The organism is Bifidobacterium sp. POST2/T3 (B1) (assembly GCF_058197115.1).
This window is the reverse complement of record NZ_JBVPQK010000002.1, coordinates 1-18,660: the sequence shown is the minus strand read 5'-3', so window position 1 is coordinate 18,660 and position 18,660 is coordinate 1. Positions and strand designations below refer to the sequence as shown.

The following is an 18,660-nucleotide window of genomic DNA, read 5'->3' as shown; positions in this document are numbered from 1 at the left end:
GCATCCAGAATCGACTGGATGCATGCCGGACCGCAACAGTTGTCCTCCCACTCCACCCGCGGCAAGGTCGTTCCATCGGGCAAGACGAGGTCCTGGAGCAAAGCATGTTGCGGATATCGATGAGACTCTATAAAGGTACCGGGTATGGTCACTTTGCACCCCTTCGTTGAGTTTCATCTTTTCCATACAGGATTTACGGAAAATGTGGCGCGCCAGCATCAGGCAACAACGAGCACACTTTCCAGAAGTTCCTCTTCACTAAACCGGAACCAACATGCAAATAAACCTGTACAATACTGAAGACATGACATGGATGTCCAAACCGGTCGACAGTGGTCGCCGGTCCCAATCTCAGAGCGTGGCGGGCCATTTCGCCAAGCGGATCGAAGCGGGTGAACCGCTGAACGGTGATCGACCCTCCTTGAAACTTCAACTTGCTCAAAAGTCGGGCATAACACCAGCCATCATTTGGTGCACCGTAGCGCCCAGGCGCTGCTCAGATTTCTTCGGTCTCACCCGAGCCCGAGACAGCTCACAACGATTTTCGATGCCTCACCAGTGTTTGGCCAGGCAGAAGATACGGCTGTGCAGGCCCTGGTGGGCTACTCCTCCATCTGGTCCTCCAACCATGGTGAGGTACCTATCATCGCGTAGAAAGTTGGTATGGAATAACCGGCTAATACAGGCGAAACAGAAGACGGCGGCACAGTTGCCTTCCCGCAACTATGCCAAACCCTTGACTCGACTCTGATTGTGCAGATCGGTCCTTACGGTTTCCAGCTCTGTCTGGGCAGCTAGGTCCGAGACATCCTTGGACCCCCCCCCCATCCCTCTGGATACCAAAAGGCAGGCGACTGCCATACATAGGTTGCTCTGCACTAAACCATCCAAGTGCTGCCCCGACCCGAAACAAACTCTTACGCCAAACCGGCCGCATCCTTGTCTGTGACAAAAGCCGATCCGGCCACCCGCTCGCACCACAGAAAATCCAAGACTTTACCAACACCAACATGGCGTTCGTCCAAAATCCGTCAACGAGCGCCACAAGATATGAGGAATCAACATGAATGAGCACAGTGCATCCAAAGAAGGAACCGGCAAAGGCTCAGTCCTGAGCGTTGAGGCCCAAGGCATCGACACCATTGCCGAGTCTGAGCGTAAGGGCAAGCCATCAAGTCTCTTCTGGCCATGGTTCTCCGCCAATATCTCAGTGCTGGCCATGTCCTATGGCGCCTGGGCGCTAGGATTCGGCATCTCCTTCTGGCAGTCTACATTTACCACCATCGCAGGTGTCGTCATCTCATTCCTGCTTGTTGGCATCATCTCCATCGCAGGCAAGCGCGGCAACGCCCCAACCATGGTCCTCACCCGGGCAATTGTCGGCGTGGAGGGCGCCAAAGTACCGGCCGCCATGTCTTGGATAGCCACACTAGGGTGGGAGATATCCCTAACGACCACGGCCGTACTGGCAGCGTCTTCGACCATCGAAAAACTCGGCTGGGGATCAGGCGCAAGCCCCAAAATCATCTCTACCTTGATAATCATCGGGCTGGTTGTCGTTGCCGGCATTTACGGCTACGACCTGATCATGCGCCTCCAACAGATCATCACCATCGTCACCGCGATCGTAATTGCAGGTTTCTTCATCATCGGCTGGGGCAATATCGACTTCTTCGCCATCTCCTCCGCCCACTCCGGTTCCTTGCCAGCCATGCTGGGCTGCTGCTTCTTCGTGATGACAGGCTTTGGCCTGGGATGGGTCAACATCGCAGCGGACTACTCGCGATACCTGCCCCACAGCGCCTCCAACACAGGAATCGTTGTCTGGACCACCTTCAGCGCCTCCATCGCCAACATCTTCCTTATCGTCTACGGCCTGCTTCTGGCTGTCTCCAACAAAGGCCTGGCCGAAAACGTAGGCAACGACCCCATCGGAGCCATGGCCAGCATATTGCCTACCTGGTATCTGGTTCCATTCACCATTGTTGCGGTGCTGGGGTTGATAGCTGGGGCCATCATGGACAACTACTCCAATGGACTGGCCCTGCTCTCCTTCGGCATCAAGCTCCCGCGGACACTCGCAGCGGCCATCACCGCCGTGCTGACCGTAATCGGAGTAGTCTATGTAACCTTCTTCTCCTCCACATTCATCGGCCCCTTCCAAGGCTTCCTGATTACGCTCGGCGTACCCATGGCCGCCTGGGCGGGCATGTTCGTAGCCGACATTCTGCTTCGCCGGAAGGACTATGACACCACCGACCTCTATCAATCCGAGGGACGATATGGTTCCTGGAACATCACCGCTTTTGCCATCCTTACCATCGCCACCTTCCTTGGCTGGGGGCTGGTCGTGAACTCCTCCGCCAACTGGCTCAACTGGCAAGGATACCTACTGGGCCCCATCGGAGGTAAGTACGGGACCTGGGCGGCAGCAAACCTGGGTGTCATCATAGCCCTGGCTGTCGGATTCCTCGGAACGATTTTCTTCCAGAAGGGCGATATCCGTCGTCAGGAGAGCATCAACTGAAATCGCAAGGAGCGCAGAGGGATGCGCTCCACGCTCCACAACAGGAAAGGAAATTATCATGATCAACGATGATGAATGGCTAGTGGTGATTGACCGCCAGGAGGTATTCGCCCACAACGAGTGGTCCCGTTGGGCCTGCTCCGACGGCACCTACTATCAGACCAACAAGAACTACATCCGTCTCGCCAAGGCATACGGCGACCGCGTTGCTTACACCAGATACATTGCGCCGCAGCCGCCAAAAGGCGTATGGGTGGAATATATGAACGAATGGCCGGAATTCCAGGTCCCCTCCGACGATCCCATGTATGACCTCACACCAGAGACCGCCGAGCTCGCCAAGGGGCATCCAATTGTCTCGCTCAGCACTTTCGGCAAGTGGGGGCCGGAATTGCAGGCGGCAATAAAGGGATCCCAGAAGATAGCCCTGTGCGGTGTCGCCACCGATGCCTGTGTGTTGCAGACCGCCTTGGCGGCTGCAGACCAAGGTATCGCCGTTCGATTGGCAGCAGATGCCTGCGCTGGATCCACACCGGAAAACCACAAGCTGGCAATCGATACGATGGCCCTGTTCACACCACTCATCACCATCACCGACACCGGTTCACTGCTAGTGAGCCACAAAGCAGACTAGTCATCATTATTTCAATATATATTTAACTGGAAGGTGGTTCTTCTCTCACAAACCGAAGAACCACCTACAGCATAAATCAATGATACATTGAGTACTTTGAGCGTCTGCTGATCACCTGATTACACGTTACCTATAGTATTTAACTGTCACACGTATCGTTAAGTGAATTGCCGATCAACCAAATGGCAGAAGGTAAAATACAACAGACCCCCAGCGAAGTGCGCCCGTTAGTGCATAAATAACATACACAGACATCAAGAGAATGTATGAAAAATATAAGAGCTATACGAGGTGTACACACAGTAATACAACGCGTCAAAAGCAATGGCTTACTCACTGCTCCACTGGCATACGTAAGAAGCTAACGAACCCCAAATCCATGCGCCAAAATTGCACTCAAGAAGCTGGCTATCAATGAAGTCCCGGTCAAAGCAGTAGTCAACGACGCACGCAAAGCAGCCCCTGAGCTGCATTTGTTTTAGAAAACTGTCGCTTTGTAGGTCGATGCACTATAGCATGCCCTGAAAACTCCGTGGAAATTGGATCGATAGCTTTATCAAAGCATCCCGCCCCTATCTCAGATATAACTATTCTCTTTAACGATAAAGTCCTCATGGATATCTTTCACGGTGAAACTAATCGTTATGCACCCTCACAAAAGTCATCAACAGTATACCTACTATTGAGACTACGAAAAGTTCAACCGCTGATATTCCGATACCTAATCTTGAACCTATCTTATTGGCAACAAATCCGCCAAGTAAATAGCCTATAGAATTCACACCGATTAGAACTGCCTTGTATATACTCGTGACCCTACCAAGATATTCTTGCCCAACTTCATTCTGTCGATTCGTGATTATACTGATATTGAGAATCGACTCATTAATCGCAATGCATGCAATAGAAGAAACTAAAATTACTAAATTCGTGCTTAATGCAAATACTGTCCGAAATAGAGATCCAGCAATAATCGACAGTACCAAAAGTTTACCAAACTCGATTTTTTTATTTAACCAATTTACTACGACTGTTCCAATTAGGGCACTGACTGCTGCGATGGACAAAATCAAACCAATTTGGTCAGAAGAAAGACCTATTTGTTGACGTAAGACGATCAGACTATCGTTCTGAAAGTTAGCCGATGCTATATTAACCAAGGCGGCAAGCACAAGAGGGTACAGAACAGCGCGAATTTTAGCAGTGTATCGCACCCCATCCTTTATATCTGTGAATACTGCATTTATACTGTACTTAACAGAGGATAACCTTGCAGAAGGGTCGCTCTGGGATACCAGAATTATATTATTCACCAGCAATAGGCTAATTAAATAGAAAACCGCGCAAATTGCAGTCAGCAAACTGTGAGGAAGATATTTATACAGCACTCCCCCTAGTATGGGTAAAGCGAAATTGACACCATACTGTATTCCGTAAACCGTACTGTTTAATTTCGAAAAATCCTCTTTTTTGACTAAGAATGAAACAAAAGTAATTTCCGACACTGTACTTAAAATATTCATAACACTTACTGCAAGCGAAACTATGTAAATGACAAAAATCATAAATGCTAACGGTATTTTCAACGCCAATGCGAGAGCAAGAACCGAATAACTCAGCAACCTGATCAAATCACTAAAGACAATGATCTTCTTTACATCTAATCTATCTATTATCGCACCTATCGGAAGACCCAAGATAAGGAACGGTATTGTTTCGATTGCAGAGATAAATGACAGATGTATTCCGCTACCTGTTATATCCAGTACCATGAGAGGTAACGCAAACATCATTAAAGAACTCCCAAAGTTATCTGTAACTACTGAGGAAAGATATAATCTGTTGTTCCTATTCTTTAATAAATTGTCCATGAAAATATCCGAGGCCTTTATCTCCGATTAGTATTACTTTATATGAGTGAACGTCTCGTTCTAGAGCGACAGCATCCATACAAATTACGACTATTTAATCTAAATCTACTAGTTTCTCCACCATTAGCTCGTCCATAGTGTTATTCGATACAGTCAAATAGTAGCAATTGTATATGTCATAATTTATTTAAAATCTTGATCAACCACGGGAGATAAACGGATATAAATGACTAACAAAATCATTATTACCCTCTTGTATCGAACCAATTCTGCAAGTAGGGCATGACCGGGGAATGAGTGAGGGTTCCCCGTCAGTTGCTGCCCCCCCCCCGCAAGCGTGGTACCGGGCGACAGGGGGGGGGGGGCATTTTTGCTCAAAAGAATTGATGGTTTGGGTCTGCCGAATATGTTTTGTATAGAATTCCAAGGTGTCACCTAAAGTTGATAGATTAATTGAATCTCTGGGTTGAGATCTGGATAGTTGCTCTAAATGATCAACTTACGTTAACGATTTTTTACCTCAGATTAGAGACAATCGTCATATGCTGTCTATCGGTAATCCTTATCTGCTTCAGAAAAAATTAAACTGTCTATTTACCCGAGCAAAGCAAAAGTCTCTCTCGTTCTCCTGGATTTTGCACAAACGAACAGCTGACGTATGAAGAAGTAAAATTGTTAAAATACTATAGTTCAACAACTACTAATCTATAGTTTTGAATTTGCCAGCAATAATAGGACCACTTCGGAGCACAAAGGTAACGGCCTTATCAGAAAAATGATAAATAATTTGCATATCATTTTTCGAAGATTGCAGACATCAAACTTTTATCCAATACAGGATTGTTATTAACAATCCCACGGTCAATCCCTTGACCGTACCAGGCTGACCCTGCTGCCACAGGTCTGTGACCTTGCTGAAAAACCTTCAGGAATATCGGAGATCCGCGCATCGGTTCGAACATATTCGGTTCTCAACTCCTATGAACATCTCATCGTCTGCGTGCCATCGTTCAGAGAGCACCAATCTGACAAACCATTAAGAACCATCACGAACACTTACAGTGAAGACCAAATCCATTCAATGACATGCTTCATCCGGCTTCAGATAAGAAGAACAATGATCAAGATTCCGGAGAACATCACGTCGAACCGGAACCCGCCTAAGGTCTCAAATACAAAAGTCTTAGCCAGCTACGATCCTGCCATATCTGCATCATGCCCTGCTTCGAATATTGCCTCAGCATTAGTGAACCACCTATTCCTATGACGCATCCCAAGCGTAGCTCTTTGTCACTAGAGCTTGAAGCCATCTTGATGCGAATCAACTGGATTGAACGACATTGTATTAGGCGAAGGATCAACGCTCCGTATTTACCACACAGTGTAGGGTTTATACGAAGGCGAATATAGAAAACCTGATTGAAATTGCAGACTCATTCGTAGGTCCAATCGTGAGCGTTTTTGGATACACGCACGATACGGAAAAGTGACCGGATAAATTATATTCTCCATCAGCCCAAGATAGAGAATTATAATAAAATAAGAACGAGTTCAACTGCAAGATTGGCAGTGAAAGGGTCTAAAGGTCTTTCCACGATAGCATGTGGCCAAATTGCTTCTGCCCTTACTTTTTATACTCCTGTAAGTGCTGTCCTTCTTACTTCCAGAGGCCTAGACGACTCAGAGATTTTCACACTGGAAAGCGTGCTTCTCCTCTCAATATTGTTAGTCGAGATGCCCTCTGGTGTTTGGCGGATAAAGTTGATAGAAAGCGCCGATTATATTGGGTTTGCGCTTAGTGCTGTTTCAAATATAGTCTATGCTCTAGGCCAGGGCTTTGCTTGGTATGCGGTGTTCTACAACATGAGTGGTTTCAGCATTGCGCTAATCTCAAGCATATTAGAAGCATATGTTTACGAATCTCTTAATAAGGATGCAGACAAGCTTGCAATAGGGGTCTTCGGCTTCTGTGAATCACTGGAACTCATAAGTGGCGTGCTTGCCTCATTGTGCGGATCCTACCTCGCTCACCTAAATATTTCGTTTCCCGCACATGCAACCGCTATTGTCCCGTTCATCGGGTTCTTGTTCATGCTTAGACTGCCTTCTATTCCTGTGAGCAATCGCAAACACAGTACAAGCAAGAGGTCATTTCTGCAGGATTTGATGAAGGGAGCAAACGTATTGATAAGAAGGCCTGTTCTCGCTTTCGTTAGCATCACATCTAACGCTTCGTTCGTGCTTTTCAACGCTGTATATGCGTTAAATCAACCCTTATATGAACATACGAATTTGTCTATGTCATACTGGGGCTTCCTGTCATCCACTGCTCTTATTTTAGCCGCAGTTTATAGCTACCTTTCTGACAAGCTTGAGGTATACCTGGGAAGATCAAAAGCTCTCTTTTTAGCCTTTACTATAGGGGCAGCTGGTTTCGCGCTCATGGCAGTTCCTTCACCAATCGTTGTAGCGATCGGATTCCTGCTTGTCGTAGTGGGTATGAATGGAAGGGGGCCCATAACTTCGGCAGTTGCGAATAGTCTGATTCCGTCTGATCAGCGCTCCACTGTTCTTAATATTCCGAGCTCGCTAGGTGCTTGATTGGCATGGTCTGCAACTCGATCATAGGTTGGAGTGCGGATCGAAATACCGCAATCACTACTATTGGAATCGCCGGGATTTTAGTTCTGATTGCGAACAAATATATGAAGAATACCTAATGGCTGTACGCATATCGAGCAGTAGCACCAACATGGGAAATCTGATATATAAATGCCGCAAAGATGCAGCATATCGTTTTCAAGAAGACAAGATTTGATTAAGAAGTCCCCGAAGCACTTGAACCTAAACTCGTGGAGCATAAAATACGGTACTGAGCCGAAGCGCGGATTTTACTAGACCCAAATCGGCCATTTTGAAATCAGAGATAAACAAATCACGGAAGGCATAATATTATTTATTAAGGAATTTGAATTCCACACGATGAAATCCTTGAAGGTTAACAACATTCTGCTGACTGAGCCATAAGTAGACGAAGGATGTATGCCACATGTTAAGTAAAGCAGCGACAACCTTCATAGCCCTCAAAGACGTTTTGAGACACAAACCATTGGTTACATTATCGCTTGGTGCTTTCTTTACCAGTCTTGTCGGTGGAATCGTTAATCTCTTACTGACCATTCATGTATACGATATTTCGGGATCGTCGCCACTAGCGGTCAGTGCCCTTTTTTTAGTTACCTTTATGCCAAATTTAATCGTAGCTCCGCTGTTTTCTGGTATAGCTGACAAATATAATCGCAGAATTGTTTTAGCAGTGGGCGGAACGCTACGAGCTCTTTGTTGTTTGTTGCTCGCATTTAACCATAACATTGCTGTTTCATTTATTCTTGCTTTTGTTATAACAAGTATAGCTGCGGTTATGAAGCCAGCGCGATATGCAAAAGCTGCTGAACTAGTTTCAGATTCAAAACTGTCAGTTCTCAATTCTGTTTTATCTTTCATGATCAATGCTGCAGGTATCGCCTCAGGCGCCCTTGCAGGTTTGCTCACCAATTTCAACAGTATCGCTGCATTTGCGGTTGCTGCTTTTGGTAGCTTAATTGCTGCTTCACTTGACGGTTGCTATTCACATGAGGAGCATAATTCGAAGCGAACTGTCGATTCACACAATGGTTTTCGGGAAAGTCATAGTATTTCCTTCTGGGTTAAGTTAAAAAGGATAATTTCTTCAACCAACATTCGATTAAAAAACGTTTTAGGCCTTATCAAAAAGCAACGACTTCTTGCTGCCCTGTCCATTGTTGTTCTTGCACTTTGGTTCGGCCTCGGACTACAAGAAACTTTACTCGTCGTTTTTACCCGTACGGTGTTACATGCTCCAAACTCTGTTTACGGGTATTTGAATACGATTGGATCCATTGGGGCACTTATTGGAGCAGCACTAGCTGCACCTTTTTCCTCAAATACCCGATCAGCAATAAATAGTTTGCCAATGTCCCTCATCGCTTCTGGAATAGCCTTCTGCGCGTTTGCATTGAGCGGTCAATCTCTGATTTTCGCTTTCTGCAGCTTTTTTGTATTTTCTTTATTCTACACAATTGCCAATGTAATTGAAGAATTACTTGAGCAAGTTCTCTCCCCCAATGAATATAGAGCTTCTGTGATGTCCACTATAGGCGCGGTAGGTACGGTCGGATATCTAATCGGAGGATCTCTAACCGGCTGGCTATCAGACTTAGTCGGTCCTACGAATACCGCAATTCTAGCGGCAGCTAGTCTAATAGGCGCGGGAATTTTTGCGGGATTGACTATGATTCAACATCGAGTAGAAAAGGTTTAGCCTTATGCTGCCTGGTGAGAAACAGCATTTAGTCGATAATCATAATTCAGTTTTAAAACCGTGGGATCAATATAATGTCCACCAAGGTACTTGCATCCATTTAGAAGTTCATTTGGATTGAAGCTGGACTGCAAAAGTAGGAAAATATAGATTTCTCTCCAGTGAGAATCATTCAGATTGGTTCGACTCAGAAGAAGAGATAGTTTCTTATATCAATATGAGGGTTCTACAGATATTCTAACTGGTTATATTTTGCTATATAAGTAGGTCATGTTTCGAAACTATATTGGGTGGTTCCAGACGGAATTTAGTTCTCATCTCCTGTGTCATTCATGTCATTGCTCGAAAAACAGGCTGGAACAATAAGCGTTAGCTCACTACTAAGGTTTTTGCTCAGAGGCCCATACTTATTTGAGCTGAATCACTGTACTGTGATTGTGGCGAGCTTAAGGATTTTCCCGAGTTTAACGAAAACGATAGAGTTTTACTAGATATTGGTCTTGATTTCTTTTCAAATTACCTGAAGACAGCCAGTATCAATAATTTGTGATGTCCACGCTTCTCGTTATTAGATTTCGAAGTATTTGAATAACTTATTATGCAATGATTATTTCTATTTGTTTCTCAAAACAGCGGATACGCATCTGCTGAACTGACAGAAAAGTTGGATTTTGTATATCGTAATTTTGACACATTCCCCTCTGGACTAGATTTGCAGACTACCCATCCCCTCGATAAAGGGCTCATACCTGGGCTATAAGCACGCCTGCGCAACGTTGCACAGATGGGATTCTGGGGGGGGGGGGGGGGATTTATAGTTGGGAGTTACTGTCGTTCCTATCGTTTACCTTCTTACAGATGTGAGTAACACAACCTTGGCGTCGGCCAAGGAGCCAACAGGACCTCACATGGAGACTTGACAACTATAGCGGATTCTTCCTATATCTGCCATATGGGCGCTCATCTGTCAGGCCCCAATCCGACAGGCTCGCTTGATCCAGCTCAAGCTTGCATGATAGAGGAGCCACCCAGCTATCGACCACATGACTAGCATAGATATGGAGCGGGTGTGCAAGGCGCACACATATGAACAAGAAGGTCAACCATGGCACGACTGGACGGTAAAGTGGCAATTATTACTGGAGGAGCCAAGGGCTTCGGTCTGTCAACTGCACAACTGTTCGTGCAGGAGGGAGCCAAGGTGGTCATCACCGATCTGGATGAGCAAGGTGGTCAGAAGGCCCTAGACACCATAGGCAGGGACAAGGCAGCTTTCGTAGCCCAAGATGTCGCAAAGGAGGACAGCTGGGAGCCTGTCTTCAGTGCCGCACGCGACAAGTTTGGCGAAGCCAATGTACTGGTCAACAATGCGGGCATCCTCTTCTTTGACGACGCTGAGCATATTGAAATGGACGAATGGCATAAAATTCTATCTGTGGATTTGGATGGGGTCATGCTGGGCGTCAAACATGCTATTGCGCACATGAAGGAGCATGGCGGCTCCATCATTAATATGTGCTCTATTGCAGGATTGATTGGCATAGCCAATCTGTACGCATACAACGCCGCCAAAGGCGCGGTACGGCTGCTGACCAAGTCGGCCGCCCTCTATTGCGCTCAGCAGGGATACCCAATCCGGGTCAACTCCATTCATCCCGGATACGCCCACACTCCCATGGTCGATGCCTATCCCCAGATGCGCAGCGATCTAGAGAAGCTGCACCCCATGGGTCGACTGGGTTCAGCCCGCGAAATAGCCAATATGGCCCTATACCTCGCCAGTGATGATTCTTCCTTCTCAACTGGATCCGAGTTCGTTGTTGATGGCGGGTATACGGCGCAATAACAAGTACACTCTGCTCCAGAGTAATCTGAGCAGCGGCCGCCCAGATTATGATGAAACGCTGGACGGCCGGGCACCTATTACAGCACACCTTTCCTGCGCTTATCCAAATTCCCAGAAGGAACTCTCTTCGGCCATATGATATTGATGATCTGTAAATTATGAGCACTACCAGCAGTCTTGAAACGTCACCGACAAGAACGGGAAGCGGCAAAACACTGAGTGCTTCGCAAAAGTCCCGCAGCAGAGCATCCGGCCACTGTGACACCGAAAAATCCGCCAGGCCCAATGCTGCTCATATTGCGGAGCTGCTTGCCATTGACATTATCGAGGGACGCTGGCCGCCTACAACGATCATTACCCTGGCAGACATACAGCAACGTTTTTCGGTCTCCCGAACTATAGCCAGAGAGACAGCACAAACGTCGCAATCCGTGCAAGCTGTGAATATTAGAAAAAGGGTGGGGCTCATTGCCAAGAGCCTTGATCAAAGGAATTCATTGGACACGCAAGTCATGTGTCGGGAATTACATTCCTCTCATCGTAAGGAACAGCTGCTTTCCCTAACTGAACTACGCTTGGCAGTGGAACCGATAGCTGCAGAAGATGCCGCACGAAGGGCTCCGACTGAAGTTCGTGCCTTGATGCCGGTTCTAGCAATGAAAATGCACAAAGACGGGAAATCCGGAAATTAGAGGAATTTCACCAGCTCGATATCCGATTTCACGATGAAATCCTCAAATACAGCGGCAATGAATTGTTCGCCTCGCTTTCACCGCTGGTCAACACCATGCTCTCCAGCAGGGTCGAACTAGGCATGTACCCAGCCAAGCCCAGACCGGAAGCCTTGAAGGCACATGATCAGGTGGCAGAAGCGATATGGAAGGGAGAACCTGACCTTGCCAGAGAGGCCATGACTCGTATCGTCGACGAAGTACGGACCACAACTGAACAGGCCTGAACCTTGAAACTCTGCAAATGAATGAAGAAGCTGCAATTAATGGCATAAACAGGTGCAGGCACCTGTTTATGCAGGTTAGCCCGCACCTGATAATGACCCGTTGGGTATTCGAGATTCCAGAATGTCTAATCAGACCCAGCCCAGGGCGCTAGCTCCGCAAAGCACAGCGAAACCGATGATTCCCCCCAAGGCATTCAGTGTGGTCAGATATTTGAGACCCTGTTTGGTGTTGAGATTGAACAGCGAAGTCATCATCCAGAAGCCGCTGCAATTGACGTGCCAGAATACCATGGAGCCGCAGCCGATAGCAAGAGTTGCGACGACCGGAGACAATCCCAAAGCGCCCATCATAGGGTTGACCAGTGATGCAGAGATCATGACTGCAATGGTCATCGAACCTGTGGCTCCCATCATCACTGCCGCCAGCACAAAGGGAATGATGACCGCAGGAACGCTGAGATTGACAATCATGGCGCCTAGTTGCTTGACCATGGCATTATCTTGAAGGATCCCGCCCAAGGCTCCTCCCATGCCAATCATGATCAATGGGTCGATGGCGGTCTTCATGGCACGACCCACCCAGCTGTTCATAGTGATCTCCAAGGCAGAAGACTTGTCGGACAAGGATGCATCGCTTTTGCGAGCGCTGGCGAGCACCTTGTTCTTGCGCCCGACAACCAGCAAAGCAACCAGGACGACCCCTACGAAAAGGGCAAATGTGGTGTTGCCTAGGGAATTGAAAACTGCATATGCTGTGCTGCCTTTCTTCACGCCAAGGGTTCCCAAGGATCCGGCAGCTATCAGAACCAGCGGCACAATCAGAGGCATGAAAGACCAGAAGGTCGAAGGAGCGCCTTCTTCCTTGATGTAGAGCTGATCGAGCGGGGCGTTTTCCGGCGCCTCCTCATAGCCAGCCGCGAATTCAGGATTTGGCGCGATGTATTCTCTGCCCAAGAAGGGTCTGCTGATGAGATAAGAGGCAACGAAAGCGATGAAACTGATGATGATGCCCCATACCATCACCTTGCCGATGTTGGCCTTGAACATGATGCTCACTGCTAGAATCCCCGGATGTGTCGGAACAAGTCCGTGGGTCAGTGTCAATCCCAAACAGACCAGAGGCGCAATCAACGCCATAGTGATCTTCTTGCGCTTGGCTATGATGGCAGAAATCGGCGCGGTCAGGACCTCGGAAATATTTCCAAACACTGCCAACGTCATTACGAAAGCAGCCGAGGATGGCGCAAGCTCAAGATGCTTGCCTCGGAAGATTCGTATGAAGAAATTAGTAATTTTTGTGGCTGCACCAGTGTCCTGGATACCCATGGCGATAATGGCGCCGAAGATGATGACAATGGCGATGCCCGCCAGAGTGGATCCGAAGTATTTATTGATCTTGTCCATGGTGTCGCCAAGAGAGCCGCCGAGCACCAAACCCAGTATTACGGCTATGACGAACAGGGAAATGACCGGATGAATCTTCAGCTTGATGGTGGTGTAGACAAGCAGTGCGACTGCTAGCACCAAAACTATAAGAAAAATTGTCGGTGTCAACGGTGTACCTCCTGGTATGTTGACGTTCTTGTCCCCTCTAAAGATGCGGTCAGCAATCGACGGCATAGTCGCATTTCCTGCTCACCGCATCGTTAGCTGGTATTGCTAGAAGACGATACCTGCCTTCTGCATCATTGATCGAGTGGACTGATAGGCATTATCCACCACCCACTGCGGCGAACGACTCCAATACTCGGGCCGGAATGTCTCGATGGATACATTGCCCTGGTAATCGAGGCGTTGAAGCACACGAAGGAAGTCCATCAGATCTATATTTCCTTCTCCGCAGAAGACCCTGTTGGATTGCATCAATCCTTGCATGGGAGAATCATCCGCGTCATTGATGTGCACGTCGAAGATCTTCTCTGGATTCACCAACTCCATTACAGAAAAATCCTGAAGATGATGATAAAGATAAAGGTTGCATGCATCAAAGCAAAGACCGACATTGCTCATATCGACTGCTTTGACAATGTCCCAAGCCCGTTCTACCGTCCTAACGGCGCTGTATTCGTGTCCAACCAATTCCAGGCACAGATTCACCTTGAATGGCGCAGCCATCTGCCCTAGGGTCATCAGAATTCGAACGCAGTTGGAGAATACCTCTGGCCACGGCTCATCATAAGGGCCTTCAAGGTCCGGCTTTCTATGCAGAGGCACCACCACGATCAGATATCTGGAACCGATATGCTGGGCTGCACGACAGGCCAGATTGAAATCGTTCATGGCGGTTTCTCGCTCGACTGGATCATCGTCTTGCGCGAATAGCTTCTCATACAAATAGAGGGCATTCATTGCATGAGGCTTCAGGTGGCTCGTAGCGAAGAAATCTGATAGCTCATCAAGGTCGTGATCCTTCATGTAGTTCCTGAGCATGTCCAAACGGATTTCAATGGAATCAAAACCTGCTCGTTCGCATAATTTCAAATCGGTTGATAAATCAGAACAATCTCTAGAAGTTGCTTCGTTAAATCCAAGTTTCATAACCGATCACCGATCCTGACTGGTATGCAGGGGAAACTTGATGACAGCATCGTCCTTGGTGCTCTGGTAGATGGCAGTAAACAGCTCGACCGTTCGGCGTCCTTCATATCCATCGACTAAAGGCGTGCCGTCTTCGATGACAGCCTTCAGGAAGTCCTCGACCTGCAGCTGATGATAATAGTGCATCGAATCCACGCTATTGAAGAAGTCGCTGTCCTCTTTTTTCCAAGATTCCAATTTATCGGCCTCGTCTTCAACGGTCCATAAATCGTTGTACGGGGGTTCAGTGATCGTTGACATTCCAGCGATGAACATTGCTCCCCCATCGGTCTGCACGCCGACCCCTGCGCCGTTGTCGCCATACACGTGCACCTTGCCGTACAACGCGGGATTTTGGGAATTGCTGACTACAACATTTCCTAAAGCGCCATTTTTGAACTTGATCAAGGCGACGGCTGTGTCCTCTACCTCAATATAAGGGTGATTGAAATTGCGCCAAACGCCATAGACCTCATCAACCTCACCCATGTACCAAAGCAGCAGATCAAGTTGGTGCGGAGCTTGGTTCACCAGAACACCGCCACCTTCGCCATCCCAAGTTCCCCGCCATGGATCACTGTCGTAGTATGGCTTGTCTCTCCATCCAAGCATACGAACCGCGCCAAGCACTGGTTTGCCGATCTTCCCTGCATCAATCGCCTGCTTAATGCGCATACATGGTCTATAGAATCTACGCTGCGAAATTACTCCGACTTTCTTGTGCTCCTGTTCAGCCACAGCCAACATGGCATCACAATCCTCCAAAGACGAAGCCATCGGTTTTTCAACGAGAATATGCGCACCGGCCTTCATAGCTTCAATCGCCGGCGCCGCATGGGCCGGATGGGGTGTACAGATGCTGACAACATCTATATGCTCTTTGCTGATCATCGCCCGAATGTCATCGTAAGCGTGAACCTTGTACGGTTCAGCGAATTTCTGGGCTCTTTGAAGATTGCGATCGTACACTGCCACGAATTGCGAATCAGGCAGGTTTACGAAGGCCTTAGCGTGAAAGTCGGCGACTTTGCCGCAACCGATGATAGCTGTTCTTAATGTAGTCATTATTGACTCCCTTGTCAGAGTATATTGCCAATACTTTTTATGGACATCATCCATGTATTTCACCATGTCTGCATCATTTTGATTACTTTGTTTTCCTTTCTGTAGAGATGTCGTATTATTTGAACTTCATTTACTTGGCAGTAGCCACCCCCGGAGGGCGCCATAAATGAGGTCGCGTTCACATCACAAGTTTCAATGTTTCCGATCTGCATCAGTTCCTTCTGATACACGACGGTATTCATCAATGACATCAACGACGTGGTCTGCAACCTCTTCCGCTGTACCGTCAATTGATACAGTGCTGCCCGTTTCATCAGCCTCCAACGGTTCTAGGTCAGCAAACTGACTGGGCAGCAAGGATGCAGGCATGTAATGGCCAGTCCGTTTGGCGAGCCTGTCGGCAATCAGCTGCAAAGATCCTGACAAATGCACAAAAAGCACCGGAACGTCATTTCGAAGAATGTCACGATAGGCACGCTTAAGAGCCGAACAGGAGACCACAGTTGATTTTCCTTGAGTATCGCAACGAATCATCCACCGGTTGATGGCCCTCAACCAAGGCCAACGATCCTCATCTGTGAGTGGAATGCCACGACTCATTTTCTCAATGTTGGCTTGAGAATGAAAATCATCACCTTCTGCCATGACAAAGCCCAATCGATTGCTCACAGCCTCACCTGTCGTGGTCTTACCACAACCTGCAACACCCATGATGACGACGTGTACAACCATTCTTCTCCTTGCGACCTTGCAATTGCCTTTCATAATTAAGAGAATACATATGTCATACGAATATGTCAAAAAAGCGATTATATAGAATACACATAGCATTTAAATATATGAAATCATCACATTTGTGAGGCAATAAATTCATGCAGGCAGTCAGAAGACCGGTATAAATGATAGGATCAAGCTACTTTGGATAAAAATCTTCTCGTTGCTCAATGTGCTTTTACTCTTATCTGGTCGAACGAACTTCATCAGCTCCTAAATGCAGGATCAACACTTCTCTGTCTCTTTTGCGGAAATGGTTGATATGATAAGCAGGCACAAGGGTTTCCTGGTGGGGATGCTAGTCCTATCTTTTTTCGCACGGATTGCTGGGTTGAGTTGGTCAGGTTTGGTTGAGGATGTGGTCCAGATCTTTGACTATTTGCTCGTTGCCGCCGGACTTTCGCATGTCCTCGCTGATACTGTTTACATTGTCGGCAATTTGTTTGTCTACCAGAATCTTCGAGGCGGCACGCCCTAGTGTCTGCCCGTTGATCTTTTTTTCGGCTCACGACCGTTCCCAGCCCGAGCTCAGCGACTCTCGCCCCTACCATCGGCTGATCATCGGCCATGGGAACGACCACCATGGGCATCGTGTAGCAAAGAGCCTCGTTCACGCTGTTCATGCCGTCATGCGTGATGAACAGGTTAGCCCTCTCAAGGACCGCCAGCTGGTCTACAGACTGGTGGATGAATATATTCTCAGGAATCCGCCCCAACTTTGCCTGGTCGAAATCACGGCCAACCAGCAGCACCACCGTGACATCTCTGTCCCGAACGCTTCCACCACCGCCTGATAAAAGGCATGAAGGTATTGAATATCTTGCCCAAAGATGCATATCCCCAAGCTGGATGATGCCTAATCATACAGGGATGCAGTCGAAGGGGATCTGAGAAGCGGCAAGTACGTACCGGACACACTCAGAAGAATTACTTTCAGGGAGGCAGCCAAGGACTAGCTGAGTTCGAAGCATAACCTGAAGGCATCAAGCATCAATCGATATTGTCGGCGAACAGAAGAAGTATATGCTTCCACGATGCAGCAACGTGCAGTGAACGCCGTAACGGAGACGGACATAAACACCTGGATCGAGGATCTCAACAAAGGCGAAGTCCCTTGCGAGTTCAGTACCACCCACAAACCCCAAGCCACTGTCACCCAACAGCATTCCCAGCACAGCGGAAGTTACTTTCGGCAGCGTGCTACGGTATACGGTAGCTTCTAAACACCGGTGGCTTACCATCGACCCACTGTCAGGAATCACACTCCCTCGCAAACAGGTCACAGTCGAACAGATATATCTGACCTATGCGAAAGTAGAAAACCTGGCAGAGGAAGCAGACAAGATTGATCCAGCCATATCAAGTACTTTAGTTCGATTCCTCGCATATGTGGGTCCGCGGATCGGCGAGGCAACAGCGCTGAGAGTCTCAGATATGGACTTTGAGAAGCGGCGGGCCAGTGTCCTACGAACCTGGAAGGAAGATGACAAAGGCAAACCGGTCCTAGGATCTTCGAAAACTTGGGAACGCAGGCGTGTTGCGATTTCCAGTTTCTTCGTCTTCCCCCTCAAAAGCTCTGTTCAGGGCAACCATCTGAAGCCTTCGTTTTCCGCCCCAAACGCGGAGAGCACATCAACATAAAGAACTGGTATAACCGCATCTGGGTGCAAGCGGTCGTCGGGAGCGGACTTGAGCTACCTGGGCTCACGATACATAGTCTCCGCCACACTTTTGCATCTCTATCCATCGCTGCAGGTGCTGGCGTGAAAACGGTCCAGAACGCCTTGGGTCATGCGGATGCCAGCATAACTCTGAATGTGTATGCGTCGCTCTGGCCTGACCGTCTGGATGAAGTGGCCGAGATCATGGAACAACAGCGAGACAGGCAACTGAACTAAAGCACTTTCGCTTATCGTGTCTAATCGTGTCTGAAGGAGAATGATCCGGATATTAAATAACCCCTGGAAGCTAATGTTTCCAAGGGCTCTCGGTGCGCCAGACAGGATTCGAACCTGCAACCTGCTGATCCGTAGTCAGCTGCTCTAATCCGTTGGGCTACTGGCGCA

The 18,660-nt window shown here is 47.9% G+C and carries 14 protein-coding genes, 1 tRNA gene and 1 pseudogene; 9 read left to right on the top strand and 7 right to left on the bottom strand.

What is annotated here, in order from left to right; genetic code table 11:
* The first annotated feature begins 1,063 nt into the window (after positions 1-1,063).
* Together AC0AP0_RS00270 and AC0AP0_RS00265 are read left to right on the top strand one after the other, a co-directional pair.
* Positions 1,064-2,527: a purine-cytosine permease family protein gene (locus AC0AP0_RS00270; RefSeq protein ID WP_490428794.1), complete on the top strand. Its 1,464-nt coding sequence runs from the start codon at positions 1,064-1,066 to the stop codon at positions 2,525-2,527.
* Between the two features lie 58 nt (positions 2,528-2,585).
* Positions 2,586-3,161 carry a cysteine hydrolase family protein gene (locus AC0AP0_RS00265; protein WP_254477342.1) on the top strand — a complete coding sequence of 192 codons (576 nt, stop codon included), beginning with the start codon at positions 2,586-2,588 and terminating at the stop codon, positions 3,159-3,161.
* A gap of 635 nt (positions 3,162-3,796) precedes the next feature.
* On the opposite strand, the gene AC0AP0_RS00260 is transcribed toward AC0AP0_RS00265, so the two are convergent.
* Positions 3,797-5,032 carry an MFS transporter gene (locus tag AC0AP0_RS00260; RefSeq protein ID WP_490428793.1) on the bottom strand — a complete coding sequence of 412 codons (1,236 nt, stop codon included), beginning with the start codon at positions 5,030-5,032 and terminating at the stop codon, positions 3,797-3,799.
* Positions 5,033-6,493: 1,461 nt separating this feature from the next.
* On the opposite strand from AC0AP0_RS00260, the gene AC0AP0_RS00255 reads away from it, so the two are divergent.
* The 5 genes from AC0AP0_RS00255 to AC0AP0_RS00235 all read left to right on the top strand — a co-directional run bounded on the left by AC0AP0_RS00255 (position 6,494) and on the right by AC0AP0_RS00235 (position 12,178).
* Positions 6,494-7,633, top strand: coding sequence for an MFS transporter (locus AC0AP0_RS00255; RefSeq protein ID WP_490428791.1), 1,140 nt, complete (start codon positions 6,494-6,496; stop codon positions 7,631-7,633).
* A 448-nt stretch (positions 7,634-8,081) separates the two neighbouring features.
* Positions 8,082-9,374, top strand: coding sequence for an MFS transporter (locus AC0AP0_RS00250; protein WP_490428790.1), 1,293 nt, complete (start codon positions 8,082-8,084; stop codon positions 9,372-9,374).
* Positions 9,375-10,479: 1,105 nt separating this feature from the next.
* Positions 10,480-11,220: a glucose 1-dehydrogenase gene (locus AC0AP0_RS00245; RefSeq protein WP_211120834.1), complete on the top strand. Its 741-nt coding sequence runs from the start codon at positions 10,480-10,482 to the stop codon at positions 11,218-11,220.
* A 158-nt stretch (positions 11,221-11,378) separates the two neighbouring features.
* Entirely contained in the window at positions 11,379-11,912 is a 534-nt protein-coding gene (locus tag AC0AP0_RS00240; RefSeq protein ID WP_490428789.1) for a GntR family transcriptional regulator, read from the top strand.
* The gene (locus AC0AP0_RS00235) at positions 11,900-12,178 is read left to right on the top strand and encodes a FadR/GntR family transcriptional regulator (RefSeq protein WP_490428812.1); all 279 of its coding nucleotides are present in this window, start codon (positions 11,900-11,902) and stop codon (positions 12,176-12,178) included. Before AC0AP0_RS00240 ends, AC0AP0_RS00235 begins: the two co-directional genes overlap by 13 nt.
* 129 nt (positions 12,179-12,307) lie before the next feature.
* On the opposite strand, the gene AC0AP0_RS00230 is transcribed toward AC0AP0_RS00235, so the two are convergent.
* The 4 genes from AC0AP0_RS00230 to AC0AP0_RS00215 form a co-directional block, all read right to left on the bottom strand.
* Complete coding sequence (locus tag AC0AP0_RS00230; RefSeq protein ID WP_490428788.1) at positions 12,308-13,732, bottom strand: GntP family permease; 1,425 nt, start codon at positions 13,730-13,732, stop codon at positions 12,308-12,310.
* A gap of 105 nt (positions 13,733-13,837) precedes the next feature.
* Positions 13,838-14,716: a sugar phosphate isomerase/epimerase family protein gene (locus tag AC0AP0_RS00225; RefSeq protein WP_490428787.1), complete on the bottom strand. Its 879-nt coding sequence runs from the start codon at positions 14,714-14,716 to the stop codon at positions 13,838-13,840.
* Positions 14,717-14,722: 6 nt separating this feature from the next.
* Positions 14,723-15,886, bottom strand: coding sequence for a Gfo/Idh/MocA family protein (locus tag AC0AP0_RS00220; protein ID WP_490428786.1), 1,164 nt, complete (start codon positions 15,884-15,886; stop codon positions 14,723-14,725).
* Between the two features lie 126 nt (positions 15,887-16,012).
* Positions 16,013-16,552, bottom strand: a complete 540-nt coding sequence (locus AC0AP0_RS00215; RefSeq protein WP_490428785.1) for a gluconokinase — start codon at positions 16,550-16,552, stop codon at positions 16,013-16,015.
* A gap of 259 nt (positions 16,553-16,811) precedes the next feature.
* On the opposite strand from AC0AP0_RS00215, the gene AC0AP0_RS00210 reads away from it, so the two are divergent.
* Positions 16,812-17,072 carry a hypothetical protein gene (locus tag AC0AP0_RS00210; RefSeq protein WP_490428813.1) on the top strand — a complete coding sequence of 87 codons (261 nt, stop codon included), beginning with the start codon at positions 16,812-16,814 and terminating at the stop codon, positions 17,070-17,072.
* Positions 17,073-17,124: 52 nt separating this feature from the next.
* Here AC0AP0_RS00210 and AC0AP0_RS00205 read toward each other — a convergent pair.
* A pseudogene (locus tag AC0AP0_RS00205) lies at positions 17,125-17,430 on the bottom strand (hypothetical protein); the annotation flags it as partial.
* Between the two features lie 684 nt (positions 17,431-18,114).
* Between AC0AP0_RS00205 and AC0AP0_RS00200 the strand changes: the two are divergent.
* The gene (locus AC0AP0_RS00200; RefSeq protein WP_490428784.1) at positions 18,115-18,492 is read left to right on the top strand and encodes a tyrosine-type recombinase/integrase; all 378 of its coding nucleotides are present in this window, start codon (positions 18,115-18,117) and stop codon (positions 18,490-18,492) included.
* 93 nt (positions 18,493-18,585) lie between these two features.
* Here AC0AP0_RS00200 and AC0AP0_RS00195 read toward each other — a convergent pair.
* Positions 18,586-18,659, bottom strand: a tRNA-Arg gene (locus AC0AP0_RS00195).
* Position 18,660 lies beyond the last annotated feature (1 nt).